Source organism: Mycobacterium sp. E183, from assembly GCF_001667735.1.
Lineage (GTDB): Bacteria > Actinomycetota > Actinomycetes > Mycobacteriales > Mycobacteriaceae > Mycobacterium.
Window position 1 is genome coordinate 25,490 of sequence record NZ_LZJN01000056.1, and the last position, 23,772, is coordinate 49,261.

General features: G+C 69.6%; 25 protein-coding genes. 17 read left to right on the top strand and 8 right to left on the bottom strand.

Annotated features, from left to right (window positions below):
* Positions 1-19: 19 nt before the first annotated feature.
* The 4 genes from A5691_RS05270 to A5691_RS05285 are packed head-to-tail and all read left to right on the top strand — an operon-like array spanning position 20 to position 3,170.
* Positions 20-751, top strand: coding sequence for an anti-sigma factor (locus tag A5691_RS05270; protein ID WP_067778923.1), 732 nt, complete (start codon positions 20-22; stop codon positions 749-751).
* Positions 752-760: 9 nt separating this feature from the next.
* The gene (locus A5691_RS05275; RefSeq protein WP_067778925.1) at positions 761-1,963 is read left to right on the top strand and encodes an NAD(P)/FAD-dependent oxidoreductase; all 1,203 of its coding nucleotides are present in this window, start codon (positions 761-763) and stop codon (positions 1,961-1,963) included.
* Between the two features lie 17 nt (positions 1,964-1,980).
* On the top strand, positions 1,981-2,547 hold the full coding sequence (locus A5691_RS05280) for a DUF4389 domain-containing protein (protein ID WP_067778934.1): 567 nt from the start codon (positions 1,981-1,983) through the stop codon (positions 2,545-2,547).
* The gene (locus A5691_RS05285) at positions 2,544-3,170 is read left to right on the top strand and encodes a class I SAM-dependent methyltransferase (protein WP_067754354.1); all 627 of its coding nucleotides are present in this window, start codon (positions 2,544-2,546) and stop codon (positions 3,168-3,170) included. Before A5691_RS05280 ends, A5691_RS05285 begins: the two co-directional genes overlap by 4 nt.
* Here A5691_RS05285 and A5691_RS05290 read toward each other — a convergent pair.
* Positions 3,157-5,646, bottom strand: coding sequence for an ABC transporter permease (locus tag A5691_RS05290; RefSeq protein WP_068017813.1), 2,490 nt, complete (start codon positions 5,644-5,646; stop codon positions 3,157-3,159). The genes A5691_RS05285 and A5691_RS05290 overlap by 14 nt on opposite strands.
* A complete protein-coding gene (locus tag A5691_RS05295) occupies positions 5,646-6,341 on the bottom strand; it encodes an ABC transporter ATP-binding protein (RefSeq protein ID WP_067785574.1) in 696 nt (231 codons plus the stop codon). Before A5691_RS05295 ends, A5691_RS05290 begins: the two co-directional genes overlap by 1 nt.
* 79 nt (positions 6,342-6,420) lie before the next feature.
* On the opposite strand from A5691_RS05295, the gene A5691_RS05300 reads away from it, so the two are divergent.
* Genes A5691_RS05300 through A5691_RS05320 form a run of 5 tightly spaced genes read left to right on the top strand, consistent with a single transcriptional unit; the run spans position 6,421 to position 11,377 of the window.
* Positions 6,421-8,166 (top strand): thiamine pyrophosphate-binding protein, encoded by a 1,746-nt coding sequence (locus tag A5691_RS05300; RefSeq protein ID WP_067785577.1) that lies wholly within the window; start codon positions 6,421-6,423, stop codon positions 8,164-8,166.
* Positions 8,147-8,794 carry a hypothetical protein gene (locus A5691_RS05305; protein ID WP_067754365.1) on the top strand — a complete coding sequence of 216 codons (648 nt, stop codon included), beginning with the start codon at positions 8,147-8,149 and terminating at the stop codon, positions 8,792-8,794. The genes A5691_RS05300 and A5691_RS05305 overlap by 20 nt, the downstream gene beginning before the upstream one ends.
* 4 nt (positions 8,795-8,798) lie before the next feature.
* A complete protein-coding gene (locus A5691_RS05310; RefSeq protein WP_067785580.1) occupies positions 8,799-9,809 on the top strand; it encodes a 3-oxoacyl-ACP synthase III family protein in 1,011 nt (336 codons plus the stop codon).
* On the top strand, positions 9,809-10,864 hold the full coding sequence (locus A5691_RS05315) for a histidinol-phosphate transaminase (protein WP_067754371.1): 1,056 nt from the start codon (positions 9,809-9,811) through the stop codon (positions 10,862-10,864). Before A5691_RS05310 ends, A5691_RS05315 begins: the two co-directional genes overlap by 1 nt.
* Before the next feature lie 6 nt (positions 10,865-10,870).
* Entirely contained in the window at positions 10,871-11,377 is a 507-nt protein-coding gene (locus A5691_RS05320; RefSeq protein WP_067754374.1) for a MarR family transcriptional regulator, read from the top strand.
* A 13-nt stretch (positions 11,378-11,390) separates the two neighbouring features.
* Here A5691_RS05320 and A5691_RS05325 read toward each other — a convergent pair whose 3' ends face one another.
* Positions 11,391-12,260 (bottom strand): alpha/beta fold hydrolase, encoded by an 870-nt coding sequence (locus A5691_RS05325; protein WP_197499229.1) that lies wholly within the window; start codon positions 12,258-12,260, stop codon positions 11,391-11,393.
* 135 nt (positions 12,261-12,395) lie between these two features.
* On the opposite strand from A5691_RS05325, the gene A5691_RS05330 reads away from it, so the two are divergent.
* A complete protein-coding gene (locus A5691_RS05330; RefSeq protein WP_082950150.1) occupies positions 12,396-13,016 on the top strand; it encodes a TetR/AcrR family transcriptional regulator in 621 nt (206 codons plus the stop codon).
* 3 nt (positions 13,017-13,019) lie between these two features.
* Here A5691_RS05330 and mmsB read toward each other — a convergent pair whose 3' ends face one another.
* From mmsB to A5691_RS05350, 4 genes are all read right to left on the bottom strand, one after another.
* The gene (gene mmsB, locus A5691_RS05335) at positions 13,020-13,889 is read right to left on the bottom strand and encodes a 3-hydroxyisobutyrate dehydrogenase (protein WP_067754380.1); all 870 of its coding nucleotides are present in this window, start codon (positions 13,887-13,889) and stop codon (positions 13,020-13,022) included.
* Positions 13,890-13,899: 10 nt separating this feature from the next.
* A complete protein-coding gene (locus tag A5691_RS05340; protein WP_067754382.1) occupies positions 13,900-15,060 on the bottom strand; it encodes an acyl-CoA dehydrogenase family protein in 1,161 nt (386 codons plus the stop codon).
* A gap of 6 nt (positions 15,061-15,066) precedes the next feature.
* Positions 15,067-16,587 carry a CoA-acylating methylmalonate-semialdehyde dehydrogenase gene (locus A5691_RS05345; protein ID WP_067890219.1) on the bottom strand — a complete coding sequence of 507 codons (1,521 nt, stop codon included), beginning with the start codon at positions 16,585-16,587 and terminating at the stop codon, positions 15,067-15,069.
* 85 nt (positions 16,588-16,672) lie between these two features.
* The gene (locus A5691_RS05350) at positions 16,673-17,551 is read right to left on the bottom strand and encodes an SDR family oxidoreductase (protein WP_067890229.1); all 879 of its coding nucleotides are present in this window, start codon (positions 17,549-17,551) and stop codon (positions 16,673-16,675) included.
* Positions 17,552-17,634: 83 nt separating this feature from the next.
* Between A5691_RS05350 and A5691_RS05355 the strand changes: the two genes are divergently transcribed.
* Genes A5691_RS05355 through A5691_RS05385 form a run of 7 tightly spaced genes read left to right on the top strand, consistent with a single transcriptional unit; the run spans position 17,635 to position 22,694 of the window.
* Positions 17,635-18,207, top strand: coding sequence for a TetR/AcrR family transcriptional regulator (locus tag A5691_RS05355; RefSeq protein WP_067754589.1), 573 nt, complete (start codon positions 17,635-17,637; stop codon positions 18,205-18,207).
* A gap of 20 nt (positions 18,208-18,227) precedes the next feature.
* The gene (locus tag A5691_RS05360) at positions 18,228-19,655 is read left to right on the top strand and encodes an NAD(P)-binding protein (RefSeq protein ID WP_068017810.1); all 1,428 of its coding nucleotides are present in this window, start codon (positions 18,228-18,230) and stop codon (positions 19,653-19,655) included.
* 45 nt (positions 19,656-19,700) lie between these two features.
* On the top strand, positions 19,701-20,249 hold the full coding sequence (locus A5691_RS05365) for an RNA polymerase sigma factor (protein WP_067754388.1): 549 nt from the start codon (positions 19,701-19,703) through the stop codon (positions 20,247-20,249).
* The gene (locus tag A5691_RS05370) at positions 20,246-20,947 is read left to right on the top strand and encodes a Rieske (2Fe-2S) protein (protein ID WP_068017807.1); all 702 of its coding nucleotides are present in this window, start codon (positions 20,246-20,248) and stop codon (positions 20,945-20,947) included. The genes A5691_RS05365 and A5691_RS05370 overlap by 4 nt, the downstream gene beginning before the upstream one ends.
* 24 nt (positions 20,948-20,971) lie before the next feature.
* Positions 20,972-21,370, top strand: a complete 399-nt coding sequence (locus A5691_RS05375) for a cupredoxin family copper-binding protein (protein WP_068017804.1) — start codon at positions 20,972-20,974, stop codon at positions 21,368-21,370.
* 8 nt (positions 21,371-21,378) lie between these two features.
* Positions 21,379-22,287, top strand: a complete 909-nt coding sequence (locus tag A5691_RS05380) for a metallophosphoesterase (protein ID WP_067754595.1) — start codon at positions 21,379-21,381, stop codon at positions 22,285-22,287.
* Complete coding sequence (locus tag A5691_RS05385) at positions 22,284-22,694, top strand: hypothetical protein (RefSeq protein ID WP_068266458.1); 411 nt, start codon at positions 22,284-22,286, stop codon at positions 22,692-22,694. Before A5691_RS05380 ends, A5691_RS05385 begins: the two co-directional genes overlap by 4 nt.
* On the opposite strand, the gene A5691_RS05390 is transcribed toward A5691_RS05385, so the two are convergent.
* The gene (locus A5691_RS05390) at positions 22,579-23,715 is read right to left on the bottom strand and encodes an acyltransferase (protein ID WP_082950153.1); all 1,137 of its coding nucleotides are present in this window, start codon (positions 23,713-23,715) and stop codon (positions 22,579-22,581) included. The genes A5691_RS05385 and A5691_RS05390 overlap by 116 nt on opposite strands.
* Positions 23,716-23,772: the final 57 nt, after the last annotated feature.

The window sequence follows — 23,772 nt, forward strand, 5'->3', positions numbered from 1 at the left end:
CTTGAAGGGTGAAGAGGAAATGGATGACATGAAGGCGCCGCTACGGGGGATCGGCCCGCCCGACGACCCTTACGTGATGTGGGACGCCGCATACGTGTTGGGCTCGTTGTCGGCCGCCGAGCGTCGCGAATTCGAGGCGCACCTGGCGCACTGCCGGGCCTGCCGGGAGGCCGTCGCCGACCTGAGCGGTGTGCCGGCCCTGCTCTCGCAGCTGAGCCGCGAGGAAGTCGCCGCGATGAACGACCCGGCGCAATCGTTGGCGGCGACACCGGAGATGTCGCCGGAGCTGTTGACGTCGTTGCTGGCCAAGGTGAGCTGGCGCCGGCGTCGCACGCGCATCGTGACGTGGGTTGCCTCGTCGGCCGCGGCCGTGGTGCTGGCGATCGGTGTGTTCGTCGGCGTGCAGGGCTATTCGTCGACCTCGTCGCAGCAGGTGGCCGCCTCCGCGGAGCCGATGGCGCAGGTGGGCACGACGCTGCTGACCTCCTCGGTGGAGCTGTCCAGCCAGCACTGGGGCACAGCGATCAACCTGCGGTGTGTGTGCCTGGCGCCGTTGAACGCGCACCACGACACGCTGGCGATGGTCGTGGTGGGTCGCGACGGCAGCCAGACGCGGCTGGCGACCTGGGTGGCCGTGCCGGGGCACACCGCGACGCCCGCGGGCAGCATCTCGACGCCGGTCGACCAGATCGCCGCCGTGCAGGTGGTCGCCGCCGACAGCGGCCAAGTCCTGCTGCAGCGCTCGATGTAAGGCCCTGACGTGTCTGGCCACGGGCGCTCCCTTCGGGTGCTGGTGGTGGGCGCCGGTGTGGGCGGCATCTCGGTGGCCCGGGGATTGCTGCGGGACGGGCACGACGTCACGGTCTTCGAGCGGCGGCCCGAGCTCCGGGCGCCCGGCGGTGCGGTGACGATCTGGTCCAACGGCGATACGGTGCTCCGTCAGCTGGGCGTCGACATGGACGGGGCCGGTCAGCTGCTGTCCACCGTGCGGGCCGTGACGTCCACGGGCCGCCCGCTGGCCACGCTGGACGTGACCGCGTTGGCCGACCGGCTGGGCGGACCCGTCCGGATGGTTCCGCGCCGGGTGCTGCTGGAGCGGTTGCTGGACGGCTTTCCGGCCGACCGCGTCCGCTGCGACTGCCGGGCGGTGGCGTTGGCCGGCACGCACGGCGGCGTCCGGGTCGAGTTCGGCGACGGCGGCTCGGTCGAGGGTGACGTGGTGATCGGCGCCGACGGCCTGCACTCGATGGTCCGCGACGCCGTCGGCGGCCGGGCGGCCAAGCCCACCGGCTGGTGCAGTTGGCAGGGGCTGATCAGCCTCGCGGAGATCCCGGACAGGGACACCGCGCTCATGGTCGTCGGCGAGCGGGGGAACCTGGGCCTGTGGCCGGCCGGGGGTTCCGACGTGCAGTGGTGGTTCGACCTGCCGTGGTCGCACGAGTTCGTGCGGCCGCACCGTCCGATCGAGACGATCCGTTCCCATTTCACCGGGTGGTCCGACGCCGTCGATCGGGTGTTGGCGGCGCTGACCGACGACGACCTTGCGCCCTCGCCGTACCCGCATTTCCGGCATCCGATGCCGCCCGCGGGGCGCGGCCCGATCACGTTGCTCGGCGACGCCGCGCACACGATGCCGCCGACCTTGGCGCAGGGGACCAACCAGGCCCTGCTCGACACCATGGTGCTGTGCAAGGCCCTCTCGGATCGGGCGACCGGCGCGGGCGTATCGAGTGCGCTGCGCAGGTATGAGAGGACCCGGCGGCGCAGGGTGATGGCCGTGTCGCGGGTCGCATCGCTGCCGGTATCGCACGGTGAGATCGTGTTGCGGCCGGCCGCGCTGATCCCGGACCGGCTGCAGGCCCGCGCGCTTACGATGTTTCTGTTGTGGACGAGCCACCGCCGGATTTCCGCGGAAATCGACCGGGAGATGGGGGCGGCGACGACCAGCCGATCCAGCTCATGAACGACGAATCCGTCAGGGTGCGAGGCGATTTCGACGCCCCGTCACGCTGGCTTTGGCTGGTGAAGTGGTGCGTGCTGGCGGTGCCGCACTACCCGATCCTGATCGGGCTGTACCTGATCTACCCGCTGTCGACAATCGTCGCGGGCGTCGCCATCCTGTTCACCGGGCGGTACCCGCGGCCGATCTTCGACTTCAACGTCGGCGTGCTGCGCTGGTCGTGGCGGGTGATGAATTTCCGGTTCCCGATGAACAGCACGGACAGGTACCCGCCGTTCACGCTCTCGTCGCGGCCGGACTATCCGGGCGATCTGCAGGTCGACTATCCGGAGCGGCTGAAGAACTGGGCCGTGCTGGTGAAATGGCTGCTGGCCATCCCGCAGGTCCTGCTCTGCTGGTCGATGGAGCCGCTGCTGCAGCTGCTGTGCGTGGTCACCGCGGTGACGCTGTTGTGCACCGGGACCATCCCGGGGGGCATGTCCGATCTCTTGCTGGGCATCGTCCGCTGGCGGTATCGGGTGGCCGTGTACGTTTCCCTGATGCGCGACGAATACCCGCCGTTCCGGATGGACCTGGGCGGCCGGTGACTCGTCGTAATCCGTTGTTCCCCTATGTATATCGGTTCGGCCAGCCGGTCTTCGACCGGTTGTTCTATCACCGGTACCGGCGCGCGGCGCTGAGCAACGCGACCGGCCGGCTGTTGATGCTCGGCCTCGGGCCGGGAACCGACCTGAGGTTCCTGCCCGCGGCGGTGACGTCGGTCGCCGCCGTGGAGCCGGAGGCGCCGTTCCGGCGGATGGCGTCCCGGCTCGCCGGTCGCCACGGCGTCGCCGTCGACATCGTGGAGGGGACCGGTGAGTCGATCCCCTTCCCGGACAACAGCTTCGACTCGGTGCACATCGGTCTGGTGTTGTGCTCGGTCGACGACGTGGCCGCCACGCTGGGTGAGATCCGCCGCGTGCTCACCCCCGGCGGAAGGCTCGTCGTCCTCGAGCATGTGCGGGGGGACGGCACGACCGGCCGCTTCCAGGACCTGGTCGCGAAGCCGTGGTCGTGGCTGGCCGCCGGATGCGAGCCGAACCGGCGGACCCTGGATTCCATCGCCGCGGCCGGGTTCGACACCACCGCGCTGCACACCATCCCGCGCACGCCGGTCCCCTTCCCCTGCAAGCCCCATCTGCAGGGGTTCGCCACGCTCAGTCCACGCTGACGGCCTCGATGATGTTGAGCCGGGCCGCCCGCCGCGCCGGTGGCAGCGAGCCGAGCAAGCAGATCGTCAGCGCACCCGCGGTGAAGGCCAGGGCCATCGGGCTCAGGCGGAAGCCGACCGGAAAATTCATGATGTCCCCGCTGATCAGGCTGAACAGCCACTGGTCGGTCAGGCCGAACAACAGCCCCAAAAGGCCGCCCACCAAACCGATTCCAGCCGCCTCGGCCAGGACGGTCCGCAGGGTGAACCGGCGGCTGGACCCCATGGCCCGAAGCACGCCGATCTCGCGGCGGCGTTCGGTCACCGAGAGGGTCAGCGTGTTGAGCAGCGCGACGGCGGCCACCGCGACGACGATGACCCACACGGCGTTGGCGATGAACATGCTCTGATGCAGCGGGGCCTCAAGCCCGGCCAGCGCCGCGCGGCCGTCGTACACCTGGTTCGGCGCCGGCACCACCCGGCGGACGTCCGACAGCAGCCGCTTCGGATCCGTCCCGGGTGCGGCGGTGATCTGCAACGTCGTCGCGGCCGGGCGGTCGAACCACGCCCGCAGGTGGTCGAGATCGATACCCACGGTGCCGATGACGGTCGAGAAGAACGGCACCAGGGCCAGCACGGCGGCCTCGCGCGGGCCGTGCGGTGTCTGCAACTGCAGCCGGTTGCCGGCGCGGACATGCAGCGTCGCACCGAGATTCTGGGTGAGCACCACGCCCCGGCCCGCGAGCACGTCGGCGCGCAGGCGTTCGTCGAGCGCGCGGAAGAGCGCATCATGGGTGCCACCGGAGAAGCCGTCGAGCAGGACGCGGGTGCCCCCGACGACGGCGAACCCGAATGCCCCCTCGGTCACCCGCGCGACCCCGGGGACTGCGGCGACCCGCTCCGAAAGGCCTTGCGGCAGAGGATCGGTGGGGTAGCTGTCGGGGGGATCCGCGCTCACCCACACGGCGGCGTCGGCGACGGGGGACAACATGCCGCGGGCCGAGCGGATCATGTCGGCGTTGGTGCCGGTGATCACCACGGTGGTGACCACACCGATGCACACGGTCATCACCGTCGCCCACACCCGCCGCGGTGCGCGCTCGACCGTGGCCGCCGCGAGCGCCCCGACCGATCCGAACGAGCGGGCCGTGGCGGCCGTTGCCTTGACGAGGGCGGCGCTGAGCGCGAAGCCGAGCGCGATCTCGGCGCTCAGCAGAGCGGCCATCGCGGCGAACGCGAGGGTGCCGCGCTGGCCGATGACGATCCAGATCGACGCGGCGAACACGGCGACGGCGCCGGCCCCGGCGACGCCACGCAGCCATCGCGGCACGACGTCCGCCGCCGACGCCCCGACGGGCGCCAGCGCCTCGATCGGCGCGACCTTGTACACCTGGCGCGCGGCCATCGCGGAAGCGACCACGCTGGTGAGCGCCGTGGCCGCGAGGGCCAGCGGAATGGCGTAGCCCGGCAGCCAATACTCGACCCTGGCCTCGAGCCCCTGGGTCATCGCCGGGGGCAATCGGCGAATCGCGATGTGCCCGGCCACGATTCCGAGCCCCGAACCGATGGCGCCGCCGATGAGGCCGAGGGTCGCCGCCTCCCCGATCATGTCGCCGACGATCGTCACGCGCCGGCCGCCGATCGCACGCAGCATGGAAATCACCGGCCGGCGCGCGGTGATCGCCATGGTCATCGTGGTGTAGATCAGGAACGCTCCGACCACCAACGCGACCGCCGCCCCCAGCAGGGCCATGTAGTTCATCAGCTTGACGCCGTCGCCGGCGCGGGCGGCCCGAACGCTCGGGGCGGCGACCAGGGCGCGACCGTTCACCGCCGCGGTGACCGCGGCGCGCACGGCGGCCACATCGGCGCCCGGCCTGGTGGCGATCAGTATCGAGTCGAGCTGACCGGGGCGGCCGCTGACGCTCTGCGCCAGGGCGAGCGGTGCGAGGACGTAATGCCCGCCGTTGAGATCGGCGAACTGCTTGCCCGCGAGCACCTCGCTGACCCTGACCGAGCCCGAACCCAGTTGCAGCGTCTGGCCTTTCGTGTAGCCGACCCGTGGCCCGACCTGGACCCCGTCGGGCGCCGAGGACAGCGCCTGCACCGGCCGTGCGACCGCGTCCTTCAGGGCACCGCCCAGCGCGGCGGTGCTCGCATCCGCGCCGAGCAGCAGCACCGGACCGGTCGGCGTGGTCGCGGAGGTCCGGATCATCGGCGCCGCCGTGGCGACTCCGGGCACCGCGGCCACGTCGGCCAGTATCGTGTCGGGAAACCCGGCGTCGGTGCTGCCCGAGACCTCGAGTGCGGCCACACCGGCGATCCCGTCGGCCAGCCGGTTGACCGATCCGGTGATCGATCCGAAGATGCCGAAGATCGCGACCAGATAGGTTGCGGACACGGCCATTACGGCGACCGACGCGAACGTGCGGCGGCGATGCACGGCGAGTTCACGCAGGCTGAATACCCGCAGTCGGCTCGCGGCCGCCGTGATCATCACGCGGGGACCGCCGGCACGTCGGACCCGACCCGTCCGTCCTGCAGCGTGATCACCCGATCGGTCGCCGCCGCGGCGTCGGCGTTGTGGGTCACCATCACCACCAGCCGCCCTTGGCCGTCCTCGTGTGCCACCTCGGCGAGCAGCTCCAGGATTGCGGCGCCCGTCGTCGAGTCGAGGTTGCCGGTGGGCTCGTCGGCGAGGATCAGCGGCGGATCCATCATCAACGCCCGCGCCACCGCGACCCGCTGCATCTGGCCGCCGGACAGTTCCGCCGGCCGGTGCTCGATGCGGTTGCCCAACCCGACGCGGTCGAGCAACCGGATCGCCTGGGGCTTGGCCCTGCCCAGCCGGACACCGTCGAGCAGCTTGGGCACCGCGACGTTCTCCCAGGCCGACAGCGTCGGCAACAGGTTGAAGAACTGAAAGATGAAACCGATCCGGTGGTGGCGGAATCGCGACTGCTGTTCGTCGCCCAGGCGGCCGATCTCCTCGCCGTCGAACGTGATCGAGCCCGAATCCGGGGAGTCGAGCGCGCCGAGCAGATGCAACAAGGTGCTCTTACCGGCGCCGGAGGGCCCGACCACCGACACGAACTCGCCCCCCGCGAGGCGCAGGCTGATCCCGTCGATCGCCCGCACCGCTTGACCGCCGACCCGGTACTCGCGCACCACGTCCAGCAGCTCGATGGTCATCTAGGCACCACGATCGCCGCCCGCAGACGGTTCACGCGCCGGGGTGAACCGATCAAGAACCCGGTTCGTGTCTGAAGACATGTTCGGCAACTACCGGGTGGTCGATCACGTCGTCGGCCAACTGGCGGCGCTCGGGGTGGACCACATCTTCGGTGTCGACGGCGCCAACATCGAGGACCTCTACGACGCCGCGCACTACCGGCCCGAGGTGACCGCGGTGCTGGCCAAGCACGAGTTCTCGGCGGCCACCATGGCCGACGGGTACAGCCGCAGCGGCGCCGGCCTCGGCGTGGTGGCGTCGACGTCCGGTGGGGGAGCGCTGAACCTCGTCGCCGGCCTGGGCGAGTCGTTCGCCAGCCGGGTTCCCGTGCTGGCCCTGGTCGGCCAGGCCCCCACCACGATGGACGGCCGGGGCAGCTTCCAGGACACCAGCGGGCGCAACGGCGCCCTGGATGCCCAGGCGCTGTTCTCGGCGGTGTCGGTGTCGTGCGAGCGGGTGCTCGCGCCGGCCGATATCGTGTCGGCGCTGCCCCGGGCGGTCTCCGCCGCGCGCACCGGCGGCCCCGCGGTGTTGTTGCTGCCCAAGGACATTCAGCAGGCCCACGTGCCCGTCGAGGATGGCGCCGAGCGTCCGGCCGACCTCGGCGCGCCGATCGGCAACCCGCAGGTCATCGCCGCGGAACTGCGCCGGGCCACCGGTCAGGTCACGATCATCGCCGGCGAGCAGGTGGCCCGCGACGACGCCCGGGCCGAGCTCGAGCACCTGCGCGCGCTGCTGCGCGCCCGGGTGGCCACCGTCCCCGACGCCAAGGACGTGGCCGGCACGCCGGGATTCGGGTCGTCGTCGGCGCTCGGGGTGACCGGCGTGATGGGCCACCCCAGCGTGGCCGATGCCGTGGCCGCCAGTTCCGTGTGCCTGATCGTCGGCACCCGGCTGACGGTCACCGCGCGCGGCGGCCTGGACGACGCCCTGGCCGGCGTGCGAACCCTGTCGATCGGGTCGGCGCGGCCCCATCCGCGCTGCACCCACGTGCACACCGACGACCTGCGCGGCTCGCTGCGCCTGCTGACCCAGGCGCTGCGCGGTCACGGCCGCCCGAACGGCCTGCGCGTGCCGGACGTGGTGCGGCGCACCGAGCTGACGCCGCCGGCCTGCCCCGGCCCGGGCGTGCGTTACCGCGACGCCATGGCGGTGCTGGACCGGACCCTTCCCGACGCGGTCGACATCGTGGTCGACGCCGGCAACACCGGTGCCGCCGCCATCCACTACCTCCCGGCGCGGCGCGGCGGCAGGTTCGTGGCCGCGCTGGGCATGGGCGGCATGGGTTACAGCTTCGGGGCCGGGATCGGGATGGCGTTCGGCCGTGCGAACGGCGGTCGGGCCGGCGGACGCACCGTGGTGATCGCGGGCGACGGCGCGTTCTTCATGCACGGCCTGGAGGTGCACACGGCGGTGCAATACCAGCTTCCCGTGACGTTCGTCCTGTTCAACAACAACGCCCACGCCATGTGCGTGACCCGCGAGCAGCTGTTCTACGGCGACCGCTACAGCTACAACCGTTTCCGGCCGAGCGCGCTGGGAAGCGGCCTGGCGGCCATGTTTCCCGGGCTGACATCGGTAGATGTCAGCGAACCCGCACAATTCGCCGCGGCGATTCGGGTGGCGCTGGAAGTTGCGGGCCCGGCTGTGGTCAGCGTCGAGTGCGCCGCCGACGAAATGCCGCCGTTCGCACCATTTCTCGCCGCGCTGCCCAGCAACGCGGTGGTTGCAGAACAGGTTTCGACCGTAAAGGAGAACCGGGCCGATGTCGCTGCCAGCGCTTGAGGATATTCCCACCCCCATCGACGGCGTGGTCCGCATCGAGACCAGCCCGCGGGAGCAGGCGACCCCGATCATCATGGAGATGATGCGGTCGGTGTACCCGCACGACCAGGTCTTCGGCCAGTACTGCACGGTCAACGATTACGTGGCGTGCCCGCCCGACGAGCTCTACGAGTACATGTCGGATACCCGCAGCCTCGAGGAGTGGACCTACAGCCTGCGCGGCTTCACGACCACCGACGAGCCCGGCCTGTGGCTGGCCTACGACCGGCTGGGTTCGGAGACCGAGATCTACACGCGCACCGTCGCCAACGCCCAGGCGCGGACCGTCGACTACCACTGCGCGTGGGATCAGGGCAAGCACCTGTGGATGGTGTACCTGATGCGCGTCATCGATGCGCAGGTCGTCCTGGACAAGCCGGGATCGGTTGTGCTGTGGACCAATTGCCACCACCCGTTCTACGACCGCAACCCCTACCCGGAGACCGCGCCGGCACAGCGCCCGGTGTGGGTGGGCGACTTCTGGGACATGTTCGGCGCCGGGCACGCGCTGGAGTTGCAGAATCTCAAGGCCATCGCCGAATACCGCCACCGCAACGGCCTGCCGGTGACGCCGAAATGGATGAGGTAACACCATGAGCGTCAGCCTGATCGACGTGTCCACCTATCTGCCCGGCGAGCCGATCGGCGCCGACTACTACGCACAATTCGCCGAATCCGACGCCCTTCGCGAGAACGTCATGTTCCGCGCCCCGAAGTTGCGGCATCACGTCGCGCCGGACGAGAGTTCGATCGACATGATCGAGCGCGCCGCGCAGGGCCTGATCGAGCGGCACGGCCACGACGTGGTCGAAGGCGCCGACGTGCTCATCACCCACACCCAGGTACCGGACATGGCCTTCTACGGCCAGGGCGGCGGCATCGCGCACCGGCTGGGCATGCGGCCGTCCTGGGTGCTGGACCTGAACAACGGCGGCTGTGCGGCGTTCGTGTTGGCGCTCAACGTGGCTCGCAAACTACTCACCTCCGGCGCGGGGCACACCGCACTTATCGCCATCGCGCAGAACGCGGCGGGGCAGTTCTTCGATCAGCCGACCATTCGCCGCAAGGCACAGTCCGCGGTGCCCGGCGACGGGGCGGCCGTGGGCCTGGTCACGGTAAGCGATCGATCACCCATCCTCGACGTCGAGTGCCGAACCTACGGCGAGTACGCCGGTGAGATGACCCTGTCCTACGACCCGCCCCGCAAGTGGTGGCAGGCCGGCCCCGGCGAGGGCAGCATCGGCTTCACCGAGAGCAAGATCACCAAGGTACTGGCCCGCGGCAATCGCCAGGTTCCCGAGGTGGCGCTGGCTGTGTGCGACCGAATCGGGCTGCCCGCCAAGGAGATCGACCTGCTGGTCACCAACCAGCCGAACCGCGTGTTCCTGCGCAATTGGCGTGAGGCGCTCGAGTTGCCCCCCGAACGGCATCGAGACACCTTTGACGAGTGCGGCAACCTGTTCGGTGCCGGCATCCCGGTCAACCTGGACCGCGCGATCTCCGAGGGGCAGCTCGCGGCCGGGGACGTCGTCATGATGGCCGCCTTCGCGCACGCCGGCGACTTCGCCGGTGCGGCGGCCGTGCGCTGGGGGGGCCGGGGCTGATGCAGGCCGCCCCAAGCCCGGCCCCCGACGACAGCTGCGGTCCGTTACCGGCCGCGGTGGATCCGCTTGCGTTGTCGCTCAACGAGAATCCGTTCCCGCCGCTACCGGAGGTCCGATCGGCGCTGATGCGGTCGGTGCAGGCGGCGCACCGCTACCCGGAATTCCTGCCCGAGCGGCTGCGCGCCGTGATCGCCGACCACATCGGGGTGCCCGCCGAGCAGGTGGTGCCGGGCGCCGGCGCGACGGGTGTCGTGCAGCAGGCCCTGCACGCGCTGACCGCCCCGGGCGACACGATCGCGATGTCGGCACCCACCTTCGACGGTTACCCGATCCTGGCGCGGATGGCGCGGCTGCGGCCGCGGACGGTCCCCCTGGACGAGCACGGTCACAACGACCTCGATGGCCTGGCCCGCGCCGCCGCCGACGCCCGGGTGGTGGCGCTGTGCCGCCCGCACAACCCCACCGGAACGCTGGAGTCCGCGGCTGCCGTTTCGGCGTTCCTGCGGCGCGTGCCGCGCGACACCGCCGTCCTGCTCGACGAGGCGTACATCGAGTTCACCGCGCCCGAGCATCGCATCGCCGTGTCGGCGTTGCTCGCCCGCTTTCCCAATGTGGTGGTGGTGCGGACCTTCTCCAAGGCGTACGGCCTGGCGGGGCTGCGGGTCGGATATGCGGTGGCATCGCGGGAGCTGGCCGCCAGACTGTGGTCCCAGCAACCGCCGTTCGGCGCCCCGATCACCAGTCTGGTCGCGGTCGCCGCCTCGTACGGCGCGGAAGGCCAACTGCTGCAACGGGTCCGGATGATCAACTCCGAGCGCTGTTATCTCCGGATGCGGCTGAGCGCGCTGGGCGTCTACACCACCGACGCGCACGCGAACTTCATGTACCTGCCCCCGAGGGGTGGGCCGTGGCAGGAGGTCTTCGCCGGCGGCGGCCCGCGGGTGCGCTGCTACCCCGACGGCGGCGCGCGGATCACCGTGGGCAACCGCGCGTCGACGCTGGCGGTGCTGTCCGCGCTGGGGAAAGGCCGCGCTCGCGCGCCAAGTGCGGTATGAAGGGGCGTGGCTGCCTCACGACCGCCGAAGCGTGACCCGATCGCCGCGGCGCGCGACAACTGGGAGCGCTCCGGGTGGGCCGACGTCGCGCAGGGGATGGTGGCGGTGACGTCGGTGATGCGGGCGCACCAGATCCTGCTGGCCCGCGTCGAGACGGCGTTGCGTCCCTACGACCTGAGCTTCTCCCGCTATGAGTTGCTGCGGCTGTTGGCGTTCAGCCGCACCGGCGCGCTGCCGATCACCAAGGCATCCGACCGCCTGCAGGTCCACGTCACCAGCGTGACCCACGCGATCCGCCGGCTGGAGGCCGACGGGCTCGTGCAGCGGGTGCCGCATCCGACCGACGGGCGCACCACCCTGGTGCAGATCACCGAGCTGGGCCGCTCGACGGTCGAGGACGCCACCGTCACGCTCAACGAGCAGGTGTTCGCCGATATCGGGATGTCCGAAAGCGAAGCGCGGGCGCTGGTTTCGTCGATCGAGTCGCTGCGTCGCGACGCCGGCGATTTCTGAACACGTCGCGCGATCAGGCCGCCCGGATGGCCGTGGCGACGCGTTGTGCGGCTTCGGACTGCGGGTAGTGACCCACACCGGCAAGCTTGGTCACCCTGGCGCGGGGCAGTACTTTCGCCGCCGCGTCGAGGACATGTCGACCCGATACCGGATCCTCAAGCCCCCACACCAGATGCAGCGGACCCGGCCAATTCGCCAATGCGGCCTCCCACCGATCGTGATGGACCGCCCGTTCGGCGTTGTACTTGATCAGAAGGTGCGCGAGCTTGTGACCGCCTGCACGCGACATGCCCAGCCACAAGTCGTCGAATTCGGTGTCGGTGAGCCGTGATCCGCGCACGGCGTCGAGTCCGGACCGGACCCGCCCGGGGTCGACGCGGGCGGCCAGCACTCGGCCTACGACCGGCAGGATCAGCAGTCTTTGCAGCCGCGTCGGTCGATACGCGTTGTAGACGATCCCGGAGTTCAAGACGATGACACTGTCGATGGTGAAACCGAGCCGGCCCCGATTGGCGCGGTCGATGAGTTCCTGCCCCACGATTCCGCCGTAATCGTGAATCACCAACTTCACCGAAGCCACGCCGAGGTGGGCGGTGAGGTCCGCGACGATGTCAGCCGATTCCGCCACCGAATACTCGTAGGGGTTGGGCTTGTCCGAGGCACCGTAGCCGAGGAAGTCCAGTGTGATGACCTCGTGGTCCCGCGCGAGCTCGGTGGCCACGGCTGCGAAGTCGTAGGACCAGGTCGGAAAGCCGTGCAGCAGCAGGACGGTCGGACCCGCACCGCGGCGCCGGAAGGCGATGCGGTGACCCCGCCGGCTGGTCAGGGTCTCGTTTTGCTCGATCCACTCCGCGGCCCGGGGGACCTCATCCTGGTCGATCACGCGTGCACCCTCTCTGGTGGGCCCGAAAGCGCGAATACATCTGCAAATTAAGATACACTTGCGTATGAGAATGCATCTCTGTCACCTCGGTGTCAACTGCAGATGGTGCGCCTACACGCGATCAGGAGGTAGCGAGTGGCTCGCTTGACCCGGACCGAGCAACGCGAACAAACCAGGCAACGGCTCATCGAATCCGCCGGCCGGGTGTTCTGCCGCGTCGGTTTCGAAGCGGCGCCGATCGACGTCATCGCCGAAGAGGCCGGATTCTCGCGCGGCGCTTTCTATTCCAACTTCGAGTCCAAGGACCACCTGTTCCTCGAACTGATCCGCCGCCACCTCGACGCGGAGATCGACACTCTGGGGCGCGCCCTTGATCGCATCAAGTCCGCCTCCGACCTGGCGCCGGCGATCGAACGCCGCTACCGGGTTCTCGGCGAGGACAGCAGCTGGTGCCTACTCAGCACCGAATTCCAGCTCTATACGATGCGCGGTGGAGCCAAGGCCGACGAGTTCGGTGCCATATACGAGTCCTATCGGCGCCGGCTTGGAGAGCTCATCAGCCTCCACTTCGACCGCCTCGGCATCGAATCGACCCTCAGCCCGTATGAATTCGGTGTCGCCCAAATCGCGCTCTCGCACGGATTGGCACTGCAACGCGCGGCCAACGGGTCGCTGAAAGCCAACCTGACCGCGCGCGCCCTTGCCACCTTCGTCCGGGGCGCCCTGGCCGAGCACCGGTCAGACGACGGCTCTTAGCCATCAGCGGAGCATCTCGATGACCGCGCTGAAGTCCTTGTCGGCGTGGTCGGCCGCGAATTTGGCGTAGATCTCGGCGGCGTGCCTGCCCAGCGGCGCCGCCGACCCGGTCGAGGCCACCGCGTCCATGGCCAGGCCCAGGTCCTTGTTCATCAGGGCGGTCGCGAACCCCGGCTTGAAGTCGTTGTTGGCCGGAGATGTGGGCACCGGGCCCGGCACCGGGCAATTGGTGTGCACGGCCCAGCAGTTGCCGGTCGCGCCGGTGATGACGTCGAAGAGGGACTGCGCCGACAGCCCGAGTTTCTCGGCCAGGACGAACGCCTCGCCGATGGCGATCTGCTGCACCGCCAGGACCATGTTGTTGCACACCTTGGCGGCCTGGCCGGCGCCCGCCGCGCCGCAGTGAATGACCTTGCCCGCCATGGGCTCCAGCACCGGCCGGGCCCGCTCCAGGGCGTCGTCGTCGCCGCCCACCATGAACGCCAGCGTCCCCGCGACGGCGCCCTTCACGCCCCCGGAGACCGGCGCGTCGAGCTGCGACACGCCATGCGACTCGGCGAGCGCATGTACCTCGCGGGCGTCGTTGACCGAAATGGTCGAGCTGTCGATGAACAACGCGCCCGGTTTGGCGGCCGGCAGGACATCGGTGTAGCAGCGCTTCACCAGGTCGCCGTTGGGCAGCATGGTGATCACCACGTCGGCCCCGGCCACGGCGTCGGCCGCGCTGTCGAACGTCGTGACACCGTTGCCGGCCGCAGCCGCGACGGCCGCGGGCACCGGATCGAAGCCGCGCACCGTGTGCCCCGACGCCACCAGGTTCGCCGACATCGGTCCGCCCATGTTGCCCAGGCCGAGGAAAGCGATGCTCGTCATGGTCGCCTTTCTACGCGCTCGCCCGCACTCGCGCCGCCTCGGCCCTCCCGACGACCACCCGCATGATCTCGTTGGTGCCCTCCAGGATGCGGTGCACGCGTAGGTCGCGGACGATCTTCTCCAGGCCGTACTCGCGCAGGTAGCCGTAGCCGCCGTGCAGCTGCAGGGCCTTGTCGGCGACCTCGAAGCAGGTGTCGGTGACGTAGCGCTTGGCCATCGCGCACAGCTCGACCTTGTCTGGGTCGTCGTTGTCCAACGCATCCGCGGCCCGCCACAACATCATTCGCGACGTTTCCAGCCCGGTGGCCATGTCGGCCAGGGTGAACCGGATCGTGGGCTCGTCGAGCAGGGCTTTGCCGAACGCCGCCCGTTCCCGGACATAGGCGCCCGTCTTGTCGAAGGCGGACTGGGCGCCGCCCAGCGAGCACGCCGCGATGTTGAGCCGGCCGCCGTTGAGGCCGTTCATCGCGATGCCGAAGCCGGCGCCCTCGCCGTCCGCGCCACCCAGCATGGCCTCGGCGGGCACTCGCACACCCTCCAGGATCACCTGCGCGGTGGGTTGCGCGTGCCAGCCCATCTTCTCTTCCAGCGCACCGAAACTCAGCCCCCGCGCGCCCTTTTCGACGACGAAGGCCGAGATTCCGCGCGGACCCTCACCGCCGGTCCTGGCCATCACGACGTAGACGTCCGAAGCCCCCGCGCCGGAGATGAACTGCTTGACGCCGTCGAGCACGTAGTCGCCGCCCTCGCGGACGGCGCGCGTACTCAACGCGCTGGCGTCCGAACCCGCGCCCGGCTCGGTGAGGCAGTAGCTGGCGATGACGTCCATCGCGGCCAGCCGCGGCACCCACGCCTTGCGCTGTTCGGCGGTGCCGAACTTGTCGATCATCCACGCGCACATGTTGTGAATCGACAGGAACGCCGCGATCGTCGGGCACGCGATGGCCAGCTGCTCGAAAATGCGGACCCCGTCTAGCCGGCGCAGCCCGCTGCCGCCGGCGTCTTCGCGGCAGTAGATCGCCGCCATGCCGAGCTCGGCGGACTCGCGCAGCACGTCGGTCGGAAAGTGCTTGGCCGCGTCCCATTCCAGCGTGTGCGGGGCGATTCGTTTGGCGGCGAACGCGGCCGCCGTTTCGGTGATGACCCGTTCGTCGTCGTTCAGGGTGAACATAGTGCCCTAATCCATCGTGGGAATCACGAATTCGGCGCCGTCCTTGATGCCGGACGGCCACCGCGACGTGACGGTCTTGACCTTGGTGTAGAACTGGATCGACGCCGGGCCGTGCTGGTTCAGGTCGCCGAAGCCGGAACGCTTCCAACCGCCAAACGTGTGGTAGGCCACCGGAACCGGGATCGGCACGTTGACACCGACCATGCCCACCTGGACCCGGGACACGAAGTCACGCGCGGCGTCGCCGTCGCGGGTGAAGACCGCGACGCCGTTGCCGTACTCGTGCTCCGACGGCAACCGCAGCGCCTCTTCGTAGTCGTGGGCGCGCACGATGCACAGCACCGGCCCGAAGATTTCGTCGGTGTAGATCGACATGTCGGGGGTGACGTGATCGAACAGCGTTGGGCCGATGAAGAATCCGCCCTCGAGGCTGGCGTCGTCGAAGGTCAGGTCGTCGCTGGCGCGTTCGCGCCCGTCGATCACTATCTCCGCTCCGGCGGCCACGCCCTGCTCGATGTAGTCGCGCACACGCGCCAGCGCGGCCTCGGTGACCAGCGGACCGTAGTCGGCCTTGGGATCCAGGCTGTGGCCCACCCGCAGGTTGTTGATCCGGTCGATCAGCCTGGCGCGCAGGCGGTTCGCGGTCTGCTCGCCGACCGGCACCGCGACGCTGATCGCCATGCAGCGTTCGCCGGCGCTGCCGTAGCCGGCTCCGATCAGCGCGTCGACGGCCTGGTCGAGATCCGCGTCGGGCATCACGATCATGTGGTTCTTGGCGCCGCCGAAGCACTGCGAACGCTTGCCGGTGGCCGCGGCCGTCGCGTAGATGTACTGCGCGATGTCCGAGCTGCCGACGAAGCCCACGGCCTGGATGTCGGGGTGGTGCAGGATGGCGTCGACGGCCTCCTTGTCGCCGTGCACCACCTGGAAGACGCCGGGCGGCAGGCCCGCCTCTCCGAACAGCTCCGCCAACCGCACCGGGACCGAGGGGTCGCGCTCGCTGGGCTTGAGGACGAACGCGTTCCCGCACGCCAGGGCGGGTCCGGCCTTCCACAGCGGGATCATGGCCGGGAAGTTGAACGGGGTGATGCCCGCGACCACGCCCAGGGGCTGGCGCAGCGAGTAGACATCGATGCCGGGGCCGGCGCCCTCGCTGTACTCCCCCTTGAGCAAATGGGGGATGCCGACGGCGAACTCGATGACCTCGATGCCGCGCTGGATGTCACCGCGCGCGTCGGCCAGCGTCTTGCCGTGCTCGAGGGACAGCAGCTCGGCGAGCTCGTCCATGTGGTCGTTGACCAGGTCGATGAAACGCATCATCACCCGGGCACGACGCTGCGGATTCCATGCGGCCCAATCCTTTTGCGCTTCGACGGCCGAGGCCACCGCGGCGTCGACGTCGGCCTTGCCGGCCATCGCCACCTGCGCCTGCACCTCGCCGGTGCTGGGGTTGAAGACGTCGGCGGTGCCGCTGGACTGGCCGGCGGTGCGCTGCCCGTCGATGAAGTGGGGGATCTGTGTGCTCATGGTGTCCTCGGGTTCGTACGCGCGTGAGAGGCGGATACTTGGATATCCTAGTAACCGCCGCCGGGCGTCGCAAGGACGCGGTATTTCAGCTGGGGTAGTTTCCGGCCTCCAGGTCGGCCAGCAGGCTCGGATGGGTGGGCTGCCAGCCGAATCGCTCGCGGGTCAGCTCGCTCGAGGCCGGCTGGTCCAGGGCGTAGACGGCGCCCAGGGGTCCGAAATGCTCGGCGGGGACCGACGCCGCGGGGAGACCGAGCTGGCCGCCGATCGCCTCGGCGAGCGCGCGCATCGGGTCGCCCTCGTCGGCGACGGCGTGCGCCACCGTCCCCGGAGTGGCCTCCTCGAGGACCAGGCGGAACAGGCGGGCGGCGTCGAGGACGTGCACGGCGGGCCAGCGCTGGGTGCCGTCGCCGACGTATCCGGACACCCCGGTTCGTCGGGCGGCCTCGACGAGCAGGGAGGCGAAACCGCAGGGGCCGCCGGCCCGATGGACGGAGCGGGGGAGGCGGACCACCGCCGAACGGACGCCTCGGGCGGCCAGTTCCAGGGCGGCGTGCGCGTTGTGGGCACGCCCGCCGATCGGGCCCTCCGTCGGTGGCGCATCCCGCTCGGTGGAGGCGCGACCCGGGACGGGGGGCGTGCCCGACGCCATCACGAACGGCTTGCCGGTCCCGTCGAGCGCGGCGCCGAACGCCTCGACCGCGCCGGCTTCCTGGGCGACCGCCTTCTCGAAATCGTCGAAGTGCAGGAAGGCGAGGTGAACGACCCCGTCGGACTCCTTGGCGCCCGTGCGCAGGCTGTCCGGGTCATCAAGATCGCCGGGCAGCACGTCGGCTCCCAGGGCTCGGGCGGCCCGGGCCGACGCGTCGGAGCGCGCCAACGCCAAGACCTGGTGGCCCGCGCCGATGAGCTCGGGCACGACTGCCGAACCGATCCCGCCGGTGGCGCCGGTGACGAACACGCGCATGAGCATCTCCTCGAGTGATGGGACTTATGTCTCATCACGCTAGCAGAGTGATGGGACAAATGTCGCATCGCTACGATGACCGGATGCCCCGTTGGGAACCGGATGCGCGCGCGCGGCTGGTCGCCGCCGCCCTGCAGCTGTTCTCCGATCAGGGTTACGACCGGACCACCGTCGCCGAGATCGCCGATCGGGCCGGCCTGACGAAAAGCACCTTCTTCCGGTACTTCCCCGACAAGCGCGAGGTGCTGGCGGCCGGCCAGGAGACCCTCGCGCGACTGCTGACCGAGGGCATCGCCTCGGCGCCCCCGAATGCAAGCCCGCTCGCCGCGGTCGCCGCCGGGCTACAGCGGGCGGCCGGGCCGTTGGCGCCGTTCAATCGCGAGCTGGGTCCCCGGCTGCAGGCCGTCATCGCCAGCAGCACCGAGCTGCAGGAGCGCGACGCGCTCAAACAGGTCGGCCTCGCCGCGGCCACGGCCGACGCGTTGCGCGCGCGGGGCGTGCCGAAGAGGGTCGCGGCCCTGGCCGCCGAGCTGGGCGTGCTCGCGTTCAAGGAGGCCTACGCCGAATGGCTTGCCGGGGACGACGACCAGGACCTCGCCGAATTGGCCCTCAAGGCCCTCGATGACCTCCGCGCCGCGGCGGCCGACATCGGCTGAGCGCGCTAGCCTTCAGGCGTATGCACACCATCGAGGCCGACTACCTGGTGGTCGGCGCGGGCGCCATGGGCATGGCGTTCGTCGACACGCTGGTATCCGAGACGGACGCCCGCGTGGTGCTGGTCGATCGCAACCACCAGCCGGGCGGGCACTGGACCATGGCCTACCCGTTCGTCCGCCTGCATCAGCCCTCGGCGTTCTACGGCGTCAACTCGCTGCCGCTGGGCAGCGACTCGATTGACCGAATCGGTTGGAATCAGGGGCTTTACGAGTTGGCCACCGCCGGGGAGGTGTGCGCCTACTACGACCACGTGATGCGCCGGCAGCTGTTGGCGACCGGGCGGGTCACCTACTTCCCGATGAGCGAGTACCGCGGCCAGGAAGGCGCAAAAGGCCGCTTCACCACGCTCGCGGGCGACGACTACACCGTCACCGTGGCGCGCCGCGTCGTCGACGCCACCTACATGCGCGTCACGGTGCCGGCCATGCGCCCGCCCCCCTACGCGGTCGCACCCGGCGTCGCCTGCGTGCCCCCCGGCGACCTGCCACGGCTCGGCGCGCACCAGCGGTACGTGATCGTCGGCGCCGGCAAGACCGGCATCGACACGTGCCTGTGGCTGCTCGGCCAGGGCATCGCGCCGGAGCGGCTGACCTGGATCGTGCCCCGCGACTCGTGGCTGCTGGATCGGGCGACGATGCAGCCCGGGTCGTTGTTCGCCGACGTCATCAAGAACAGCTTCACCGCGCAGCTGCGGGCCATCTGGGACGCCACGTCGGTCGAGGACCTGTTCGCGAGGCAGGAGGACGCCGGCCTGCTGCTGCGCGTCGACCCGGCGGTCCGGCCCACCATGTACCGCTGCGCGACCGTCACCCGGCTGGAACTCGATCAGCTCCGCCGCATCGGCGACGTGGTCCGAATGGGCCACGTGCGGCGCGTGGACGCGGACCGAATCGTCCTCGACGGCGGCACGGTGATGCGCGGCGGTGACGACCTGTACATCGACTGCACCGCCGACGGCGCCGAAAAGCGGCCGGCGACACCCATTTTCGGTGCCGGACACATCACGCTGCAAGCCGTTCGCGGCTGCCAGCAGATCTTCAGCGCCGCGCTGATCGCCCACGTCGAAGCCGCGTATCACGACGACCCGGTCAAGAACGAGCTGTGCGTGCCGTTGCCGCATCCCGACACCGACACGGACTGGCTGCGGCTGGCGCGGGCCGACTACGCCAATCAGTTGCGCTGGCTCGACGACCCGGACCTGACCGCCTGGATGTCCGCGGCGCGCCTGGACCTGTTCGGTCACCTGATCGGCCACCTGTTGCCGCCGGCGTCGGCGAAGCCCCGCGTCCGTGAACGCATACTCAGCATCGCCAAGTCGGTATTCTCGGCCACCGCCGCCAAACTCGACGAACTGCTCAGTGAACAAACCTCGCTCGCGGCACCGTGATACCCGGTGTAACCCGGCTCGATATTCATCGGGTGGAGGAGGCACGTGGCGGCAGGAAACGAACCCGTCAAACGGCCGCTGCGGGCGGTGCCCGACAGCGGCATTGACGATGGCTATCCCGATTGGGAAGCGGTGTACCAGGACAACGCGTCCTGGGTGTATCGCACGCTGTTCGCGCGTGTCGGCAACCGGGCCGACGCCGAGGACCTCACCGCCGAGGTCTTCCTGGCGGCGCTGCGGCCGCTCCGGCTGACCGCGAGCGTCGGCGAGGTGCGCGCGTACCTGCGGGTCACCGCGCGAACGGTGCTGGCCGCGCACTGGCGGGAGACGCTGGGCCGGGAGATAACCTCGATCGACGACATCGAACAGCCACCGGAAAGCGAGGAGGCGATCAGCACGGCGCCGCAGCGTGTCGCCCGGGTCCTGGACAACCTTCCGGACCGTTACCGGCACATCCTGGAACTGCGCTTCCTGCAGGGTCATTCGATCAAGGACTCCGCCGCGGAGCTGGGGGTCAGCGTCGCCAACGCCAAGGTGCTACAGCATCGCGCGCTGCGGCTGGCGGCACAGGTGAGCGAGGGGGGCGCACCATGAACGCCCGCGGGTTACGCCGATACGTCGACGACCTGTTGCGGGGCCGCCGGCCCAGGCCGTTCGCCCCCGACGACTTCGAGGCGGCGCAGCTGCGCACGGCGATCGAACTGCGCGCGGCCGGGCGCAGGGGCGACGCGCCGCGCCCGGAGTTCCTCGACGATCTGCATCGCCGCATCGCCGAACAGATGTCCGACGGCCGCGGAGAAGCGGCGCCCAAACACAGCAGCACCCGCCGCCAGGTCATCGTCGGGACGTCCGCCGCGGCGGCCGCCGCGGTCACCGCGCTGTCCATCGACCGCGCGCTGGTCACCGGTGAAAGCGGTGGTGTCCCGGCCGCCGACAACGCGCCGCTCACGCCCAACGCCGGGACGTGGCAGCGCGTGGCGGCCAGCTCGCAGGTGACCGACGGGGTCATGCACCCGTTCGACCTGGGTTCGGTCAGCGGATTCGTGCGCCGTGTCGACGGCAAACCCCAGGCCGTCTCCGGCGTGTGCACCCATCAGGGGTGCCGGTTGTGGTTCGACGCGCCCGACGACACGCTGCGCTGCCCCTGTCACTCGACGTCCTTCTCGCCGACCGGGCAGGTGCTCACCCATCAGTTGCCGATCGCCCCGAAGCCGTTGCCGCCGTTGTTGGTTCGCGAGGCCGACGGCGTCATCGAGGTGTTCGCGCCCCCGCGTCCCGACCAGCCCGCCTGAGTGGTGTAACGCGTCGCCCTATCTATGGGCATGACGCTTACAAAACTTTCGGCGGCCGCGCTGGCCGTCGCCGCGGTGCTGGCGGGTTGCTCGGCTTCGCGGCCGGCCGCCGGCTCCAGTCCCGGCGTGTCCATGGGTTCCACGTCCGTCACCGCACCGGCGGCGCCGGCGACCGGCAACCAGGTCAACATCGACGGTTTCGCATTCGCGCCCGTGACGCTGACCGTCACCGCGGGCACCACGGTCACGTGGACCAACCGCGACGAAGAGCCCCACACCGTGGCCGCGAGCGACGGGTCGTTCCACTCGCCCGGGATGGGGACCGGTGCCACCTTCACCCACACCTTCACCGACCCGGGCACTTTCGACTACGTGTGCTCGATCCACCCGATGATGCACGGGACCGTGGTGGTGACCCGGTGAACCCGAACATGAGTCGCCGCCAGCTGATGCGACACACGGCTTGGTTCGGCGCGGCGGTCGGGTTCTCCGTGGTTGGCGGCGAGGTCATTTCGCACGTCGCCGGCGCGGCCGCCACCGAGCACACCCACGCCCGGCCCGCCCTGCGGTTCGCGCAGATCAGCGACAGCCACATCGGCTTCACCGGGGCACCCAACCCGGACGTCGCCGGCACATTCGGCCACGCCATCGACCAGGTCAACAACCTCGGCTACACACCGGATTTCGTGGTGCATACCGGTGACCTCACGCACCTGTCCAGCCCCGAGCAGTTCGACCAGGTGAAGCAGATGATGACCGCCTTGAAGACGCCGCACGTGTTCACCGTTCCGGGGGAGCACGACTCCGTCGACGACGCGGGCCAGAAGTACCGCAGCGCCTTCGGCGCCGGATCCGCCGGTGACGGCTGGTACAGCTTCGACACCGCGGGCGTCCACGTGATCGCACTGGTCAACACGTTGAACCTGCACAAACTCGGGCACCTGGGGACCGACCAGCTGGAGTTCGTCGAGAAGGACGTCGCGCGGCTGTCGAGCGACACCCCCGTCATCGTGTTCAGCCACATCCCGTTGTTCGCGATGTACCCGAACTGGGGCTGGGGCACCGACGACGCGACCCAGGCGCTGTCCTACCTGCGCCGGTTCTCGTCGGTCACCTGCCTGAACGGGCATGTGCACCAACTCTTTTCCAAGACGGAGGGCAAGGTGACGTTCTACAGCGGGACTACGACCGCGTATCCGCTGCCGAAGCCCGGCGACGGGCCCGCGCCCAAGCCGGTCACCCTGCCCGCGGGCAAGCTCCGCGACGCGCTCGGCATCCGCGAGGTGAGCTACACCAAGGGCGAGACCGTCCTGGCGTTGAAAGAGCAGGCCCTGCAATGACTCTGCTGATTCGCCTCGGCCTGGCCGTGTCACTGGTCGTCAGCGCCGCCGGCCACGCCTACCTGTATGTCCATGGCTATCGCCACATCCCGGACATCGGCGCCGCGTTTCTGGTTCAGGCCAGCGCCTCGTTCGCCCTCGCCCTGCTGATCCTGCTCGGGGGCCCCGAATGGCTGCGGTGGGCCGCGGCCGCCGTGGCGGGCGGCTCGCTGGTCGCGTTCGCGCTATCGAGGACCGTTGGGCTGCAGGGGTTTGTCGAGCGAGGTTGGGAACCGGCGCCGTATGCCGCGATTACGGTGACCGCGGAGGCGTTGACGGTGCTGCTGTGGGCGGGGGAGCTGGCGATTCGGCGGGATCGGGGAGTTCGCCGACTTCGGCGAGGTCGCGAACAGACCACTTCCGCTTGAGGCGAGATCTGAGAGTCTGCGCGGGCTTTTCGACCAAGAACCAGCTCAGCGCCGCCAAGGGCAGGGTGGCCAGCGCCGAAATGAGAAAGAACACAATCGGATGCAGCCAGATAAGTCCGCAGACCGCGAGCAACTGTTGCATCGGGTACGCGTAGATGTAGACGCCGTACGAAAGATCCGTGCGTAATCTCAGTCGCTTGTTGCGGATCAAGGCGCCCGAGACGATGACGGCATAAGCCAGCGGAAGGGCAGCCACCACGCGGTAATCGGGCAACAGGCCTGCCAACAAGACAATCACCACGCTCACCGCGACCAGTGACCATCGGGCGGGAATCACGTCGCGCCACTGATACAGCACCGCGCCGGCCGCAAACATGATCGCCGATCGCACAGCCAACTGCGGGATGGTCCATACCCCGGGAAATGTCAGGGGCGGCAATAGCAACGCCCCGAACACCGCTAGGACCAAAATTGCAGGGGACACCCAGCGGCGATTGGCGAGTCCGATGACGCCGATGAGTGCGACAACCAGGTAGCACATCAGTTCCCAGATGAGGGACCACAGGGAGGCGTTCCATTTTCCCGCATCCGGGATCCCGCTCGGTGTGGCACCGACACCCTGATGAAGGTAGGCCACTGCGGCGTTCTTCCAGACGTACTCGAGCGGGTCGCTGGACAGCAGGAGCTTGAGGGCCGAGCCGCCCTGAATCGCAACACTTATCGGAGCAATGACGAAGGCGGTCACGAATAGGCAAACGTAAAACCCAGGAAGAATGCGCAGGGCTCGAGCAACGAGATAGTCGCGGACTCGTGGGTCGTTGAGCCAGCTGGCGGTGATGAGAAAGCCGGAGATCGCAAAGAAGCCGTCGACGCCCACCGAGAAGAACAGCTGAAGAATCGCCGCGGGTGGCATGCGTCCTGTAATCGGCCACGAGTGGAACAGCATCACCTCGGCCGCCAGCGCCAGCCGGAATGCGTTCAGCGCGTTGTTTCGCGGATCGAATACCAGTCCGAGCTTCATTCGCCTCCGCTTGTCGTCTATGCCCAGCGCCGTCCGCGCCATCGTATCGGGCTGCAA